This window comes from Kitasatospora sp. NPDC093102, from assembly GCF_040683915.1.
Taxonomy (GTDB): domain Bacteria; phylum Actinomycetota; class Actinomycetes; order Streptomycetales; family Streptomycetaceae; genus Kitasatospora.
Genome location: NZ_JBFBFA010000021.1, coordinates 91755 through 107545, shown reverse-complemented (window position 1 = coordinate 107545; position 15791 = coordinate 91755). Strand labels below are relative to the sequence as shown.

The following is a 15791-nucleotide window of genomic DNA, read 5'->3' as shown; positions in this document are numbered from 1 at the left end:
TCACAGTCCGATCCGTCGGCGGGAGGCGGCCGGGCGGATGTCGGCGACCGACTCCACCACCCGGTCCACGATCCCGTACTCCCTGGCCTGTCCGGCGGTGAACCAGCGGTCCCGGTCGCCGTCGCGCGCGATGGTCTCCTCGCTCTGCCCGGTGTGTTCGGCGGTGATCCGCTCGATGGCCTTCTTGGTGAACTGGAGGTTCTCCGCCTGGATCTCGATGTCCGCGGCGGTGCCGCCGATGCCCGCCGAGGGCTGGTGCATCATGATCCGCGCGTTCGGCAGGGCGAACCGCTTGCCGGACGCCCCCACGGTGAGCAGGAACTGGCCCATGCTGGCGGCGAAACCCATCGCCAGCGTCGAGACGTCGTTCGGGATGAGCCGCATGGTGTCGTAGATGGCGAGACCCGCGGTGACCGAGCCGCCGGGGCTGTTGATGTACAGGCTGATGTCGGTGCGCGGGTCCTCGGCCGACAGCAGGAGCAGCTGCGCGCACACCCGGTTGGCCGACACGTCGTCGACCTGCGTGCCGAGCAGGACGATCCGCTGGGCGAGCAGCTGCGCCGCGAGGTGGTCGTCGAAGGCGCTGGGCTGCGTGTCGCCCTCCGCGGCGCGGGGCGGGGGCGTGGTGAGTGGAGTCATCTGCTCTCCTCGTCGGGGCGGTTTGCCGTCGACTCCACTCTTGGCCCGGGGCGGCCCCCGGATGCGGTTTCTCTGCCCGCCGCAGATTCGCCACCGGCAGAGGCGGCGTTCCGGACCGGGCCGGGTGGCGGTCGGGACGGGCCCGGCCGGTCCGACGGAGGTCGGGCCGGCCGGGGCGCTACCTGCCGTTCGGGGCGGGTAGCGGGTGTTCACCACGGTGGGGTGCTCCCGTGGTGCGGTGGCTACCGGCCCCAGGCGGAGAACTCGGCGGTGGCGTTGGTGCCGCTGCCACCGGCCGTCGCGGCACCGGCGGTCCTGGCGTACGTTCCCACGAGGCCCCCGATCTCGGCCGCAGGGCACTCCTGCGGCCGGGGGACACTCTGCGGCAGCGCGATAAACCGTGGATTGACGGCCGATGACGGCGCACCCGTCCGTTTCGGCCGGGCGGCGTCGGCCGGCGTCGGGCTCACCGGCCGTGTGCCGTCCGGGTGGCTCGGGCCAGCCAGTCCAGGTACCACCCGCGGAAGCCGAGCCGGTCGGCCCCGCTGGTGAGCGGGGTCAGCGAGAGGTCGGCCGCGCGGCCGTCGAACCAGAGGGTGCCGCGCTCCGGGCCGGTGACGACCAGCCAGGTGTAGTAGCCGCAGCCCTCGTGGCCGAGGCGGATCGCTCCGGCCGTGATCCGCTGGTCCAGGCGTTTCCACTCGGCGTCCCAGGCCCGGAACGCCGCACGGTACGACTCGTCGTCGGGGAAGTCCGCCTCGACCGGCTCGCGGGCGTCGAGGTCCTCCTCCAGTCGCGTGCGCTCCTGCGCCGACAGGAAGTCCCGCGCGAGCAGCGCACCGTCGCTGCGGACACCGTCCTCGCTCCAGTGCCAGCCCTGCCGGTCGCGCCGCAGCGGGAAGAGCCCGTAGTGCGGGCCTGCTCCGCCGGCGCCCACCTCAAGGAGGAAGGAGCGGTAGTCCGGCGGGAGGCGGACGCCGAACTGCGCCTCCGCGTCGGCCAGCTCGGTCTCCTCCAGCGGTGCCTCCAGCAGGAAGCCGTGCCCCGACGCCCGCCGGGCGCCGAACACCTCTGCCGCGAACGGCGCCGTCCGCAGGGCCAGCACCTGTTCGCGCACCCCCGCCCAGCCCGCGTCCCGCTCCGTGGTCTCCACCGTGTCCTCCTTCGCGGACGGCGTCCGCGCCGGCCCGTCGCCATCCCCCCGTGCGGACGATCGTGCCAGGTCAGGGCGGGGGTGATCAACGGAGAATCGGCGGACGGGCCCGGGTCCTCAGCTCGCCCCGGGGTGCGCGGGGCGGCCAGGGTGTCGGGGGTGGGTGCCACACTGACGCCCGTGGCGACCAGTACCTTTCGGCGCTCGCGGTCGACGGCGGCGCCCTCGCCCACGGCCGCGACCTGCTTCTGCTGCGCGACGGCGGCCGCCAGGTGCCACGTCGGGCAATGCTCGCCCTGGCCGCATCTTCGTTCGGCGTACGCTCGGCCTGTCCATCCCTGATCTTCGGAGGGTATCCCCGGCTTCAGCCGGGGAGGGAATCCAATCCTGAGGTCGGCGGCGCGGAGCGCCGCCGCATCCCTGCGTGGCAGAACGTTCGTGGTGTCTTCTGTCAGTGGCGTGTGGCATGGTGATTGGCGAGCCGGTGGAGGGGGTGGGTCGTGTTGATTCGTGCGTACAAGTTCCTGCTGCGGCCCACCGTGGGCCAGCAGCAAGCACTTTCCGAGATGCTGCGGGATCACTGCTCGCTCTACAACGGGGCGCTGCAGGAACGGCGTGATGCCTGGCGGCATGTCTCCGGGACGACGGTCCGGTACGGTGACCAGTCCGCGCAGCTGAAGGAGATCCGGGCGTTCGACCCGGAGTGTCAGGGCCGCTGGTCCTTCTCCTCCCAGCAGGCGACGCTTCGACGACTGGACAAGGCGTTCGCGGCGTTCTTCCGCCGGGTCACGTCCGGCGGGAAACCCGGATACCCGCGCTTTCGGGGCGTGAACCGGTTCGACACGGTGGACTTCCCCAAGGACGGCGACGGCTGCCGCTGGGACTCAACCCCGCACGATGCGGTGACCCGTGTCCGTTTCCAGGGCATTGGGCACGTCAAGGTCAACCGGCACCGTGCGGTGGTCGGCATCGACATGGGCATAGCCAGCTTCCTCGCCGACTCCGATGGCGGGTTCGTTCCCAGCCCCCGCCACGGCCGGACAGCCGCCGCGAAGCTCGAAGCCGCCCAGCAGGCCCTCTCCCGCTGCAAACGCCGCAGCAACCGCCGCCGCAAGGCCGTGGAGAGCGTCGCGCGGCTGCACCGCAAGGTCCGCCGTCAACGGCTCGACCACGCGCACAAGACCGCCCTCGATCTCGTGCGGGAGCATGACTTCATCGCGCACGAGGACCTCAGGATCCGCAGCATGGTCAAGGCCCCCGCGCCGAGGCCTGATCCCGAGCGGCCGGGTGTCTTTCTCCCCAACGGGGCTGCGGCCAAGGCGGGGTTGAATCGCTCGATATCGGATGCCGGATGGGGGGTGTTCCTCACGATCCTGCACGCCAAGGCTGAAAGCGCCGGACGGGAAGTGATCGCCGTGGACCCCCGCAACACCTCCCGGACGTGTCCCGCATGCGGGCATGTTGCGGCGGAGAACCGGCCCACCCAGGACACCTTCCACTGCACCGGCTGCGGCCACCGGGCGCACGCCGACACGGTGGGAGCCGTCAACGTCCTCCGGGCCGGGCTGGCCCGTCGCAACGCCCGCCCGGGTTAGCGAGAAGCCCCCGGCCTCAGCCGGGGGAGGAGTCACTGAGTGGGTTTGGCACCGAGAGGGTCGGGTGTGGGCGAGCGCGAGCTGGAACGGGTTGATCTGGGTGAGATTCCCTACGTCGAAGCGGTTGAGCAGATGGGCACCTGGGTCCGACAGCGTCAAGCGGGGTTGATCGCGGATCGGCTGGTACTGCTCACTCATCCTCCAGTGATCACCTACAGTGCCCGGACACCGCGTCATGAACTGCCTGCGCACACCGGGATTCCTCTGGTGGAGGTGGACAGGGGTGGTCAGGCGACCTACCACGGACCGGGACAGCTGATCGGCTACCTGGTGATCAATCTCCGTGAGCGCGGCCCCGGGGACATCGTGCGCTGGCTGGAGCACGGCTTGGTCAGCGCCCTGGACTCGCTGGGTCTGCAGGCCGTCCGACGCGACACCCCGCCCAAGGCCCAGAGTTTGGTCGGGGTCTGGACGCCGGAGCACAAGAAGGTCGCCTCGATCGGCATGAGGATACGTGGCGGCGTGACGAGCCACGGGTTCGCCCTGAACATCGCACCGGACCTGGCGGCGTTCTCGGCGTTCACGGCCTGCGGGCTTCCCGAGGTGGCAATGACCTCGCTTGCGGAAATGGCCGCTGCTACGGGCAGGCCCGCCCCTGCCGAAGGAACGGTGCGCGAGGCCGTGGCCGCGGCGCTCGGGGCGGTTTGACGACCTGGTACGCCGGGGCTCGCCTCTCTGCGGCCAAGGCACTTGTACGCGTCCTCAGCCCGGGAGGGCCGGGAGGCGCTCCAGCGCGATGCCGAAGCGGGTGCGGTAGGCGGCGAGGGCCTCGCCGTCGGTGAGGGTCCGCTCGGTGCGCTCGCCGGCCGGGGTGGTGGTGATCAGGCGGTTGCCGCTGATGGTCACCCGGCCGCCGTCCGCGGTGAGCAGCGAGCAGGCCGTCGAGCGGGTGAAGTGGGAGTCCGGCGAGGTGGCCTGCCACCAGCAGGTCGGGGCGAAGTCGGCGAGCTGGTACGGGCGCAGGCCCAGGCGGTACTGCGGTGCGTCGCCCATCAGGACGTCCAGGTCGCCGTGCTCGCCGACCGGAACGAGGGTGAACGCGCCCTCGGCGTCGGCCTGTTCGCCTCGCTCGTCCAGGCGCAGCGGGGTGCGGCTGAAGCGGCCGAAGCCGACGTCGACCAGCCACGGCTCGTCGAGGTCCACCCGCAGTGCGAGGTGGTCGAACGGCGGGCCGAGCCGCTCGCCGTCGTGGACGCGGGCGGCCAGCAGGCTCACCCGGTAGCCGAGTGAGGTGAGCAACTCGGCGAAGGCGCCGTTGAGTTCGTAGCAGAAGCCGCCCCGGCGGCCGGTCACGACCTTCGCCAGGAGGGCGCCGGGGTCGAGGTCGACGCGTTCGCCGAGGTGGATGCTCAGGTTCTCGAACGGGACGGTGCGCAGGTGCGCGAGCTGGAGCCGGGCGAGGGCCTCCGGGGAGGGCGTGCCGGGGTCGGGGAGGGCGATGCGGTCGAGGTAGGCGGTCCGCTGGGCGGCGGTGAGTCCGGGGTGCGGCTGCTCGGGGTGTGGCGCGTGGTCCATCCGGCCATTTCATCCGGGCGCGGGCCGGGGGGCCATCGGCTTTTGGTCCTACGCCCCGGGTCGACCTTCCGGGGGCGGTCGTTCCGGGGGGCTGCTGTTGCGCGGCTGCTGTTTCGGGGGCGGCCGTTACGGGGGGCGGCCGCGCCGTCCCCGGACGATGCCCCGCACTGCCCTTCCGGCCCTCGCGGGAGCTGCGCCGAGGCCGGCGGTGTCGCCGTCGAGGAAGCCGTCAGGGTCGCAGCCGGCGCCCTCCGGGCGGACCGTCACGTTCCGGCCGCCCGGCCGGGAGCGGATCGGCGTCCGGGGCGAATCAGTAGGCTGATCCGGACCGGTACCGGAGTTGGGGGAGCGATGACTGGATCGAGGGAGCAGCGCGGCTGGATAGGCCGGTTGTTCGGCGGCCGCCGTGCGCAGGCCGGGCACGGCGCACCCGTCCGGCCCGTCGACGAGGACCCGCGGGCGTGGACGCGTCCCGGGGAGCTGGTGGACCTGTCCGCGCTGCCTCCGCGGCTGGCCGAGGACATGGTCGGCACCGCGGCGGCGATCGACGCGGCCGACCAGGCGCGCTTCCGCGGCGACCGGGCGGAGGCCCACCGGCTGCTGCGCGGCGCGGTCACGTCGGAGGTCGACCCCTACCGCCAGCTGGCCGAGGAGCGGCTCGGGGTGATGCTGTCCGAGGACGGCCAGGTCGAGGAGGCCGTGGCGCTGTGGCTGCGCTCGGCCGCGGGGCCGGATCCCGAACTGCGCCGGTCCGTCGCGGTCTACCTGGGCTCCATCCCGTTCGCCGACGCCGGGTTCCTGGTGAACGCCGACCCGGCGACCGTGCTGGCCCTGCTTCCCGAGGCCTGGGGCTTCGGGCGCCTGGGCGCCGCGGTGTACGAGGCTTCGGCCCAGCGGCACCGGGGGGCCGGCGCCGAGGTGCGCCGCCAGCTGTTGGCGCTCGACGCCGCCCGGTACGGGGACAAGGAGCTGCTGGCGCGGATCGAGGCCGTCCCGGTGGCGGACGAGCGCTTCCCGCGCCGGCGCGTCGAGTGGGCCAGCGGCGCCCAACTGGGCGGCTGCCGCTGGAGCGTGGCGGGTCACGGGAAGGGGGTGTCGGCGGTCGCTGTGGGGCCGGTCGCGGTGGACGGTGCCACGGTCGTGGTCAGCGGCGGGGACGACGGCGCCGTGCGGCTGTGGGACCTGGCCACCGGCGAGCCGGTCGGCGAACCGATGACCGGCCACGTCGGGCCGGTCCACGCCGTGGCGACGGCCGAACTGGACGGCCGGGCGGTGGCGGTGTCGGCCGGGACCGACGAGGACGTACGGGTCTGGGACCTGACGACGCGCCGGCTCCTGCACCCGCCGCTGGCCGGGCACACCGACTGGGTGACCTCGGTGGCCACGGCGACGGTGCGCGGCCGCCCGGTGGCCGTCACCTGCGGCGACGACCGGAGCGTGCGGGTCTGGGACCTGGCCACCGGCGAGCCGGTCGGCAAGCCGATGCGCGAGCCGGCCGGTTCCGCCGCTTCCCACCGGGACAGGCCGGCGGCGATGACCACGACGGTGTTCGGCCGCCGGCCCGTGGCGGTGACCGCCGACTTCGGGGGGACGCTGCGGGTGTGGGACCTCGCGAAGGGGCGTCAGCTGCGGGCACCGCTGGCCACCGGAACCGGCTCGGTGCAGGCGCTGGCCGCGCTGGTGGTCGACGGCCGGGAGACCGTGGCCGTCGGCGGTCCGGACGGCACGACCACCCTGTGGGACCTGGTGACGGGCCGGCAGCTGGGCGAGCGCCTCGTCGCCGCCGGCGAGTGGCCGCAGACGGTGGCGGCGGCGGACACCGGGGCCGGGGCGGCGGTGGTCACCTGCGACGGGTCCGGCCTGGTGCGGCTGTGGGACCCGGCCACCGGACGGCAGCTCGCCCAGGCCTTCGCCGGGCCCCACGGCCGGACCCGGGCGCTGGCCGCGACCGTGACGGAGGACGGGCGGCCGGTGGTGCTCGTCGGTGCCGACGACGGCAGGGTGCACCGCTGGGACCCGGCCGTCGACGGCCGGTCCGTGGGCGACCCGCTTCCCGGGCACGGTGGCGAGCTGACCGCCGCGGCGACGGTCGAGGTCGACGGCACCGCGCTGGTGGTCAGCAGCGCCTGGGACGGCTCGGCACGCCTGTGGGACCTGGCCACCGGCGCCGAGGCGGGCACCCCTTTCACCGGCCGCCGGGAGCCGGTGAAGGCGATGGCGACGGCGGTGGTCGAGGGCCGGCCCGTGGTGGTCACCATCGAGCCGTACGACGAGGAGGCCCGGCTGTGGGATCCGGCCACCGGCAGCCCGGTGGGTTCGCCGCTGGTCCACGACAGCCACGTGGGCGCCGTGGCGGCGACGGTGCTGGACGGCCGGCCGGTCGCCGTCACCGGGGACACGGACGGCCTCGTCCGGATCTGGGACCTCGCCACCGGGGAGGCCCTCCACGGGCCCCTGGCCGGACACGAGTCCGACGTGACCGCGGTGGCCACGGCGGTGGTCGACGGCCGGGCGGTCGCGGTCACCGCGGACGAGGGGACGGTGCGGGTGTGGGAGCTCGCCTCCGGCGCTCCGGTCGGCGAGCCGATCGGGCTCCCGGGCGCCTCGCCGCGCGGCGACGACGACGCGCAGGAGCCGGAGGACACGGAGGACGAGGAAGAGCCGGAGGACGAGGACGATCTGGACGACGCGGGGGAACCGGACGACACGGACGACGGGCCGGGCATCGAGGCGGTGGCGACGGCGGTGGTCGACGGCCGCCCGGTCGTGGCGGCGGGCAGCGACGACGGCCTGGTGCACGTCTGGGACCTGACCACCCGCGCCCTGGTCGGCCCGCCCCTGCGCGCCGCCGACGACGACGTCACCGCGATGGTCGTCGCTCAGGTCGCGGGCCGTCCGGCCCTCGTCACCGGCGGCGGGGACGGCACCGTACGGACCTGGGACCTGGCCACGCTTCACCAGGTCGGCCCCGGCCTGGTGCTGCCGATGCCGGTCCACGCGCTGGCCGCGGCCCCGGCGAACCGGCTGGTGGTCGGGTTCGGCTGGGAGGTCTCGGTGTTCCGGTTGGTGGAGTCCGCCGACGTGCCCTCGGCCTGACGGGTCGGCGGGAACGCGAGGGTCCGCCCGGCCGGCCGGACCCTCGGACGGGGCGGGGGCCGCCGGTCGGCCACCCAACGGCCCTTCCGGTGCTGGTGGTTGACGATGCGGCCGGGGTCAGGCCGGCAGGTGGGAGGCCACCAGGGTGGCGAACTCCTCGGGGGTGAGGATGCGGATGCCGAGTTCCTCGGCCTTGGCGCGCTTGGAGCCGGCCTTCTCGCCCGCGACCAGCAGGGTGGTGCGCTTGGAGACCGAGGAGGAGGCCTTGCCTCCGGCGCGTTCGATCAGTTCGTTCATCTGGTTGCGGGAGAGGTCGGCGAGGGCGCCGGTCATGCTGCCGGTGACGACGACGGCCTCGCCGGCGAGCGGGCCGCCGTCCCCGCCGGTGTCGCCGGTGCCGCTCTCCCCCGCCGCCGTGGCGGTGGCGGCCGGGGCCGTGACGGCGGTGCCCACGCCGAGGGCGGCGAGGCGGTCCAGCAGCGGGGCGAGTTCGGCGAGTTCGGCGGCGACGACGCGGGCCTTCTCGGTGCCGATGCCGTCGACGCCGGCCAGGGTCTCGGCGTCGGCGGCCCGGATCGCCGCCATGCTGCCGAAGTGCGCGGCGATCCGTCGGGACATGGTCCGTCCGGTGCCCCGGATGCCGAGGGCGCAGAAGACCCGGTTGAGCGGCTGGGTGCGGGCGGCGGCGATCGCGGCGAGCAGGTTGTCGGCGCTGGTCTCCCCCATCCGTTCCAGGGTGAGCAGCTGCTCGCGGGTGAGGGTGAACAGGTCGGCCAGGTCGGTGACCAGGCCGGCTTCGACGAGTTGGACGGCGCGGGTGCCGCCGAGGCCCTCGATGTCGAGCTGGTCGCGGCCGGCCGCGTAGAGGACGGAGGCGACGGCCTGGCAGTTGCGGCCGCGTATGCAGCGCCAGCGCTGTTCGGTGGTGTCGATGGCGTCGCCGCAGCGCGGGCACGCCTCGGGGAAGGCGATCGGCTGCTCGGCTCCGGTGCGGGCGTCGAGGACCGGGGCCTCCACCCGGGGGATCACGTCGCCGGCCCGGTAGACGAAGACCTGGTCGCCGATCATCAGCCCGCGCCGTTCGATGTCGGCGGGGTTGTGGAGGGTCGCGAAGGTGACGGTGACGCCGTCGATCACCACCGGGTCCAGCACCGCGCGCGGGGCGATGATCCCGGTGCGGCCGACGTTCCACTCGACCCCGAGCAGCCGGGTGACCTTGTGCTGGGCGGCCAGTTTGCGGGCCACCGCCCAGCGCGGCGCGCGCGAGCCGGAGCCGGCCTCGGCCCGGTCGGCGGCCAGGTCGGCCTTGACCACCACGCCGTCGATCCCGAACGGCAGCTCGGCGCGCAGCGCGGCGATCTCCTCGATGCGCTGCTGGACCTCCGTGGTGCCCGCGCAGTGCTGCGGGCGGGCGGCGGTGGTGGCGGCGGTGTTGGCGCCGAGGGCGGCGAGGTGTTCCAGGAGGGTGCTGTGGGCGAGGTCCTCGGGGCCGATGGCGTCGTAGGCGAAGAAGGTCAGCTCGATCCGGTAGGGGCGGTCCTTGGCCCGCAGGGTGCCGGCGGCGCCGTTGCGCGGGTTGGCGAAGGGGGTGGCGCCGTGGTCGGCGCGCACCCGGTTGGCGTGCTCGAACTGGTCCTGGGTGAGCAGGACTTCGCCGCGCAGTTCGATGTCGGCGGGCTCGGTCAGTTCGGCGGGCAGGCCGAGGATGGCGTCGGCGGCGTGGGTGATGTCCTCGCCGGCGAGGCCGTCGCCGCGGGTGATCACCTGCTGCAGGTGCCCGGCGCGGTAGCGGGCGGCGATGGCGAGGCCGTCGAGCTTGGGCTCCACGCACCAGGCGGCGACGGGCCGGCCCAGGCGCCGTTCCAGTCCGGCGGCCCAGGACTCCAGTTCCTCGGCGGAGAACACGTTGTCCAGCGAGAGCATCGGCACGCTGTGCGGGACGTCGCCGGTCACGGCGCCGCCGGCCACCTTTCCGGTCGGCGAGTCGGACAGCGACTGGCCCGGGTGGGCGCTCTCGTAGGCGGCGATGGCCCGCAGCAGGGCGTCGTACTCGTCGTCCCCGAGCGGGGTGGAGCCGTCGGCGTAGTACGCGGCGGCGGCCTGGACGGCGGTGGCGACGGCGTCGGCGTACGCGGACGGGGAGGACAGCGGAGCGGCGGTGTCGATCATGCGGGAATCATGGCGGTCGGCACTGACAAAGCCTTGCGTCGGGAGGGCCGTGGTGCGACTGTCCGGCGGCGGGTTGTCACCCGGGGCTCGGGAAGACGATGCGGATGGTCAGTCCGCCGTCCGGATTCGCCTCGGCGTCGGTGCGGGCCTGGTGGGCGCGGGCGATCGAAGCGACGATGGACAGGCCCAGGCCGGCGCCCTCGCCGGCGGCGTGCCGGCGCTCCTCCAGGCGCCGGAAGGGCTCGAAGAGATACGGAACGGTCTCCGGCGGCACATGGGGGCCGCTGTTGTCGACCTCCAGCGCCCGACCGTGCACGGTGACCGTGACGTGGCCGCCGTCGTGGTTGTACCGGAGGGCGTTGCCGACGAGGTTGCGCACGAGGTGCATCAGCAGTACCGGGTCGCCCTGCACCGTCACGGGCGTGGTCCGGGACCGGACGGTGATGCCGTGGCCGCGGGCCTGCTGTGAGACGGCGTACTCGGCGGTGATGGAACGGACGAGCTCGTCCAGGACGACCGGTTCGCGGTGGTCCAGGCCCTGATCGGAGACGGAGAGCAGCAGCAGGCCTTCGATGAGCCGTTCGCTGCTGTCGGCGACCTCGATGAGCTTGCGCCGGATGCGCGCGACGGCCTCCGGGTCGGAGGTGGCCAGCCCGATCTCCGCCGCCGCCCGCTGCACTGCCAGCGACGTGCGCAGCTCGTGCGCGGCGTTGGCGGCGAACCGCTTCTGCGCGCCGACCAGGTGCTCCATGCGGTCGAGCATGTCGTCGAAGGTGTCGGCGAGTTGCTTGAGCTCGCCCGCGGGGGCTTCGAGGGCGATGCGCTCGTGGAGGTTCTCCCCGGACAGTCGCCGGGCGGTACGGGTGATCACCCCCACTGGGCGCAGCACCCGTCCGGCCATCCACCACGCCAGCGCGACGGAGACGATGGCGAAGACGGCCAGGGTGACCAGTGAGACGGTCAACAGCCGGTTCTGGGCGGCCTGTTCAGCGGCCTGTGTGAACACCGTGATGGTCTCGGAGGTTCCCTGGTCGCGTTGAGCGGGGACGGGCCCTGGAATCACGCGTCCGGCGGAGACGTAGAGGGAGGGATCAGAGCCCTCGGGGATATCGGCCGGAGACCGTGCCACGGCTGTACGGATGGTGGTGTACAGGTCTTGGGTCACGAGAAAGTTGATCAGGCCGATGAGCATGGCTCCGGCCAGCACGAGCAGTCCGCCGTAGAGCGCCGTCAGCCGGACCCGTTCGCCGCCGGGCAGCCGCATGCGTCGTGTGCGCGGTGTGGACGGCCGGTTCACGTGGCTCCACTGATGCGGTAGCCGTGGCCGGGCACGGTGTCGATGACCTGGGGTTCACCCAGCTTGGCGCGGAGTTTGCTGAGGGTGACCCGGACGGCGTTGGCGCGGTAGCCACTGTTCTCCTCCCAGACCTGCTCGATCAGGTCGTCGCCGCTGACGACCGCGCCCTCGGCGCGCATCAGCACTTCCAGCACCCCGAATTCCTTGCGGGACAGTGCGAGGTAGCGGCCGTCGCGGAAGGCCTGGCGGCGGGCCGTGTCCAGGGTGACGCCCGCCCGTTCGATCACGGGCGGCAGGGCGGGCCGGGTGCGGCGGCCCAGGGCCAGGACGCGGGCGAGCAGTTCCTCGTAGGCGAAGGGCTTGGAGAGGTAGTCGTCCGCGCCCAGGCCGAGACCTTCGACGCGCTCGCTGACGGAACCGGCGGCGGTGAGCATCAGCACCCGGGTCAGCAGGCGCGCTTCGACGACGTGTCGGCATATCTCGTCGCCGTGCGGGCCGGGCAGGTCGCGGTCGAGGATGAGCACGTCGTAGTCGCCCAGGCGCAGCCGGTCCAGTGCCTCCCAGCCGTCGTAGGCGACGTCGGCGGTGAGGGCGTCGCGCCGCAGTCCCTCGGCGATCAGGTCCGCCAGGAATTCCTCGTCCTCCACGATCAGTACACGCATGACATCCATGTGTACCTGATGCGACATTTCGTCGATGTAAGCGCTTTCGCTAAGAGAGACGAAATGCGGGCTTGTGTCAGCCTCCTTCCGTCGGCCATCGGGTCTCGGATACGGAGGAATTCCATGGGGAGTGTCAAGCACGGCATGGCGGCTGCGTTCGTCGCGGGTCTGGCGTTGTTCGCTGTCGGCTGCACCGGAGGTGGTGTGGATTCCGGCAAGGGCAGCAGTGCTCAGGGCTCGGGCGCGTCCGGTAAGGACACGAAGGAGGACGACGGCTACAAGTACCGCCAGTGTCTGCGTGACAACGGTGTGGAGGTGCAGGAGCCGGAGGGCAATCACGCCGCAGGCGTCCAGGTCAGGGACGAGAAGGTGTTCAAGAAGGCGCAGGAGGCCTGCAAGGACCTGCCCGGTGCTGCGAAGGAAATGAGCCAGGAAGAGCAGGCGAAGGCCCTCGACGAGGCCGTCAAGTTCGCGAAGTGCATGCGTGAGCAGGGTATCGACATGCCGGACCCGGAGATGAAGGACGGCCGGCTGACCAGCCAGGTGGGAGGCGGCGCCAATGTGAGCCAGGACAAGATGGAGAAGGCCCAGAAGGCGTGCAATGAGCAGAACGGTGAGTGAGCGCAGGCGTCCCGGAAAGTACGTGATCGCCTCGCTGGTCGTGGCGGGCGCACTGGTGAGCGGGGCAGCGGCCGTCTCGGTGAGCGGTGACGACACCAGGGGCCAGGAGCGGCGCACGGACGGCCTGCCGCAGAAGACCGACACGGTGAAGCGGCAGGATCTGAGCAGCCGCACCCGGGTGGACGGAACCCTCGGCTACTCCGAGGAGCGCAAGCTCAACGGCGGCGCCGAGGGCACCCTCACCTGGCTCCCGGACAACGGCGCGGTGATCAAGCAGAACGAGGCGCTCTACGAGGCCGACGGCGGCAAGGTCTGGCTGCTGTACGGCGAGCGGCCCATGTACCGGACGCTGAAGGCCGGGGACAAGGGGCCGGACGTCCGGCAGCTGAAGCAGAACCTCCGCGCCCTCGGCTACGGGGCGGGCCTGACCGTCGACGAGGAGTTCACCTCCGGCACGGCGGAGGCGCTCAAACGCTGGCAGAAGTCGCACGGCCTGCAGCAGACCGGTGAGACGGGCCCCGACCAGATCGCCTTCACACCGAGCTCGGTGCGGGTCAAGAAGAAGGAGGCGGCCGTCGGCGACCGGACGGGCCCGGGCCGCCCGGTGCTGACCGTCACCGGGGCCGAGCGCGAGGTACAGATCAAGCTCGACGTCTCCGATGCCGGGCTCGCCGAGCCCGGTACCGGTGTGGAGATCAACCTCCCCGGCGGTGACAAGGCCAAGGGAAAGGTCGCCTCCGTCGACCGCAGCGCCGGTTCGGATGAGAAGGACCAGGGCGGCGGCGGGCAGGATCAGTCCGCCAAGGTCACTGCACGGGTGACCTTCGACGATCCGTCGCAGGTCAAGGGCATCGACCAGGCCCCGGTCACCGTCGAGCTCAAGGGCGAGACGCACGAGAACGTACTGACCGTCCCGGTCAACGCGCTGCTCGCCCTGCCCGCCGGCGGCTTCGGCGTCCAGGTCGTGGAAGACGGGAAGGCCCGCGAAGTTCCCGTCAAGCTCGGCCTGTTCGGGCAGGGAAGGGTCGAGGTCAGCGGATCCGGTCTCACGGAAGGCATGAAGGTCGGAGTGCCCAACACATGACCAACGTCGTCGAACTGAACCAGGTCACCAAGGAGTATCCGGGCGGGGTCGCGGCGCTGCGCGGGGTGGATCTGTGCATCGAACGCGAGGAGCTGCTCGCCATCGTCGGCCCCTCCGGTTCGGGCAAGTCCACCCTCCTGCACATCGTCGGCACCCTGGACCGCCCCACCGCCGGCACCGTCGCCATCGCGGGCCACGACATCGCGGCCCTCTCCGACCGTCGGCTGTCCGCACTGCGCGCCCGGCACATCGGCTTCGTCTTCCAGTCCTTCCACCTCGTGGCCGGGGTCAGCGCCCGGGACAACGTCGCCGAGGGCCTGCTCTACTCCGGCCTGACGCGGGCCGAGCGCCGCAAGCGCGCGACCACCGCGCTGGAACGTGTCGGGCTCGGGGACCGGATGCACCACCGCCCGCACGAGCTGTCCGGCGGACAGCGACAGCGGGTGGCCATCGCCAGGGCGGTGGTGGGCGAGCCGGACCTCCTGCTGGCGGACGAGCCCACCGGTGCCCTGGACTCCGCCTCCGGCGAAGCCGTCATGCAGCTGCTGCACGACCTCAACGCGGACGGAGCCACCATCGCGGTGATCACCCACGACAGCGGGATCGCCGACGCCCTGCCGCGCCAGGTCCGCATCCGCGACGGGCGGGTCGTCGAGGACACGCACACCGGAGCGCCGAAGCCGGCAGAAGGCGAGGAACAATGCCACGCGACCGACTGACCCCGGCCCGCCTCGGCCCCCGCGACGTCCTCCACGTCGGTTCGGCGGGCCTGCGCTCCCGGCCGATGCGCGTCGTACTGTCCGCACTGGGCATCGCCATCGGCATCGCCACGATGATCGCGGTGGTCGGCATCTCCGCCTCCAGCAAGGCCCAACTGCTCCAGCAGCTCGACAAGCTGGGCACCAACATGCTGAAGGTCGCCCCCGGCGAGGACATGTTCAGCGGTAAAGCAGCCCAGTTGCCCGAGGAGGCACTGGGCATGATCAGCCGCATCCCCGGCGTCGAGCACGTCGGCGCGACCGGAGACCTGAAACCGACGGTGCGGCGCAGCGAGAAGATCTCCAAGAGCGACACCTCCGGTCTCGCCGTGAAAGCCGCCGGCGAGGATCTGCTGAAGGCTCTGCGCGGCACGATCGGTGCGGGCACCTGGCTCAACGACGCGAACGGACGCTACCCCTCGGTGGTGCTCGGAAGCGTCGCCGCCGAACGCCTGGGCATCACCGGACCCGGTCAGCAAGTGTTCATCGGCAGCCAGTACTTCACGGTCATCGGCATCCTCGACCCGATTCCGCTGGCGCCCGAGATCGAACGGTCCGCGCTGGTGGGCTGGGAGGCCGCGCGCACGCTCCTGGACTTCGACGGCCACCCCACCCAGATCTACGAACGCTCCTCGGATGCCTCCGTCGAGTCGGTCCGCGAGCTCCTCGCACGCACCGCCGACCCGCAGAATCCGCAGAACGTCAAGGTCTCCAGCCCGTCCGCAGCCCTTCAGGCCAAGGCCGCGACCGAGGGCGCATTCGACAGTCTGCTGCTCGGACTGGGCGGCGTGGCACTGTTGGTCGGTGGCGTCGGGGTGGCCAACACCATGATCATCTCAGTGCTGGAGCGCCGTCACGAGATCGGCCTGCGCCGCTCCCTGGGCGCCACCCGCGGACAGGTCCGCATCCAGTTCGTCACCGAGTCCCTGCTGCTCTCCGGACTCGGCGGCCTGGCCGGTGTGGTGCTGGGCTCGGCAGCCACGTACGCGTTCGCCGCCTCGGGCGGCATGCCCTGGGTGATCCCTCCGTGGGCGGTCGGCGGCGGCTTCGCCGCCACCCTGCTCATCGGGTCGGTGGCCGGACTGTACCCGGCAGTCCGTGCTGCCCGGCTCTCACCGACCCTCGCTCTCCAGTCGGGGTAG

At 72.6% G+C, this 15791-nt stretch carries 13 protein-coding genes; 7 read left to right on the top strand and 6 right to left on the bottom strand.

Annotation, left to right across the window (positions count from 1 at the left end):
* Positions 1-639, bottom strand: a complete 639-nt coding sequence (locus AB0O11_RS24710) for an ATP-dependent Clp protease proteolytic subunit (protein WP_363390910.1) — start codon at positions 637-639, stop codon at positions 1-3.
* A gap of 466 nt (positions 640-1105) precedes the next feature.
* Complete coding sequence (locus AB0O11_RS24705; protein WP_363390907.1) at positions 1106-1792, bottom strand: SMI1/KNR4 family protein; 687 nt, start codon at positions 1790-1792, stop codon at positions 1106-1108.
* Between the two features lie 503 nt (positions 1793-2295).
* Between AB0O11_RS24705 and AB0O11_RS24700 the strand changes: the two genes are divergently transcribed.
* Together AB0O11_RS24700 and lipB are read left to right on the top strand one after the other, a co-directional pair.
* Positions 2296-3387 (top strand): transposase, encoded by a 1092-nt coding sequence (locus tag AB0O11_RS24700; protein ID WP_363390964.1) that lies wholly within the window; start codon positions 2296-2298, stop codon positions 3385-3387.
* A 66-nt stretch (positions 3388-3453) separates the two neighbouring features.
* Positions 3454-4095, top strand: a complete 642-nt coding sequence (lipB, locus tag AB0O11_RS24695; RefSeq protein WP_363390904.1) for a lipoyl(octanoyl) transferase LipB — start codon at positions 3454-3456, stop codon at positions 4093-4095.
* Positions 4096-4149: 54 nt separating this feature from the next.
* On the opposite strand, the gene AB0O11_RS24690 is transcribed toward lipB, so the two are convergent.
* Positions 4150-4962: an arylamine N-acetyltransferase gene (locus AB0O11_RS24690; RefSeq protein WP_363390901.1), complete on the bottom strand. Its 813-nt coding sequence runs from the start codon at positions 4960-4962 to the stop codon at positions 4150-4152.
* Between the two features lie 351 nt (positions 4963-5313).
* Here AB0O11_RS24690 and AB0O11_RS24685 point away from each other — a divergent pair, with 351 nt between their 5' ends.
* Positions 5314-8058 carry a WD40 repeat domain-containing protein gene (locus AB0O11_RS24685; protein WP_363390898.1) on the top strand — a complete coding sequence of 915 codons (2745 nt, stop codon included), beginning with the start codon at positions 5314-5316 and terminating at the stop codon, positions 8056-8058.
* A 117-nt stretch (positions 8059-8175) separates the two neighbouring features.
* Here AB0O11_RS24685 and ligA read toward each other — a convergent pair whose 3' ends face one another.
* From ligA to AB0O11_RS24670, 3 genes are all read right to left on the bottom strand, one after another.
* Positions 8176-10227: an NAD-dependent DNA ligase LigA gene (gene ligA, locus AB0O11_RS24680; protein WP_363390895.1), complete on the bottom strand. Its 2052-nt coding sequence runs from the start codon at positions 10225-10227 to the stop codon at positions 8176-8178.
* Between the two features lie 76 nt (positions 10228-10303).
* Positions 10304-11491, bottom strand: a complete 1188-nt coding sequence (locus tag AB0O11_RS24675; protein WP_363390892.1) for an ATP-binding protein — start codon at positions 11489-11491, stop codon at positions 10304-10306.
* 29 nt (positions 11492-11520) lie between these two features.
* Complete coding sequence (locus tag AB0O11_RS24670; RefSeq protein WP_363390889.1) at positions 11521-12186, bottom strand: response regulator transcription factor; 666 nt, start codon at positions 12184-12186, stop codon at positions 11521-11523.
* 123 nt (positions 12187-12309) lie between these two features.
* Between AB0O11_RS24670 and AB0O11_RS24665 the strand changes: the two genes are divergently transcribed.
* The 4 genes from AB0O11_RS24665 to AB0O11_RS24650 are packed head-to-tail and all read left to right on the top strand — an operon-like array spanning position 12310 to position 15791.
* The gene (locus AB0O11_RS24665; RefSeq protein ID WP_363390886.1) at positions 12310-12807 is read left to right on the top strand and encodes a hypothetical protein; all 498 of its coding nucleotides are present in this window, start codon (positions 12310-12312) and stop codon (positions 12805-12807) included.
* On the top strand, positions 12800-13891 hold the full coding sequence (locus tag AB0O11_RS24660) for a peptidoglycan-binding protein (RefSeq protein ID WP_363390883.1): 1092 nt from the start codon (positions 12800-12802) through the stop codon (positions 13889-13891). Before AB0O11_RS24665 ends, AB0O11_RS24660 begins: the two co-directional genes overlap by 8 nt.
* Positions 13888-14610, top strand: a complete 723-nt coding sequence (locus AB0O11_RS24655; RefSeq protein WP_363390880.1) for an ABC transporter ATP-binding protein — start codon at positions 13888-13890, stop codon at positions 14608-14610. Before AB0O11_RS24660 ends, AB0O11_RS24655 begins: the two co-directional genes overlap by 4 nt.
* A complete protein-coding gene (locus AB0O11_RS24650) occupies positions 14592-15791 on the top strand; it encodes an ABC transporter permease (RefSeq protein WP_363390877.1) in 1200 nt (399 codons plus the stop codon). Before AB0O11_RS24655 ends, AB0O11_RS24650 begins: the two co-directional genes overlap by 19 nt.

Bases quoted from the DNA above. Each gene is read 5' to 3' on its own strand.
- AB0O11_RS24710 (WP_363390910.1), bottom strand. From the start codon at position 639: ATGACTCCACTCACCACGCCCCCGCCCCGCGCCGCGGAGGGCGACACG.
- AB0O11_RS24690 (WP_363390901.1), bottom strand. From the start codon at position 4,962: ATGGACCACGCGCCACACCCCGAGCAGCCGCACCCCGGACTCACCGCC.
- AB0O11_RS24685 (WP_363390898.1), top strand. From the start codon at position 5,314: ATGACTGGATCGAGGGAGCAGCGCGGCTGGATAGGCCGGTTGTTCGGC.
- ligA (WP_363390895.1), bottom strand. From the start codon at position 10,227: ATGATCGACACCGCCGCTCCGCTGTCCTCCCCGTCCGCGTACGCCGAC.
- AB0O11_RS24675 (WP_363390892.1), bottom strand. From the start codon at position 11,491: ATGCGGCTGCCCGGCGGCGAACGGGTCCGGCTGACGGCGCTCTACGGC.
- AB0O11_RS24670 (WP_363390889.1), bottom strand. From the start codon at position 12,186: ATGCGTGTACTGATCGTGGAGGACGAGGAATTCCTGGCGGACCTGATC.
- AB0O11_RS24665 (WP_363390886.1), top strand. From the start codon at position 12,310: ATGGGGAGTGTCAAGCACGGCATGGCGGCTGCGTTCGTCGCGGGTCTG.
- AB0O11_RS24655 (WP_363390880.1), top strand. From the start codon at position 13,888: ATGACCAACGTCGTCGAACTGAACCAGGTCACCAAGGAGTATCCGGGC.
- AB0O11_RS24650 (WP_363390877.1), top strand. From the start codon at position 14,592: ATGCCACGCGACCGACTGACCCCGGCCCGCCTCGGCCCCCGCGACGTC.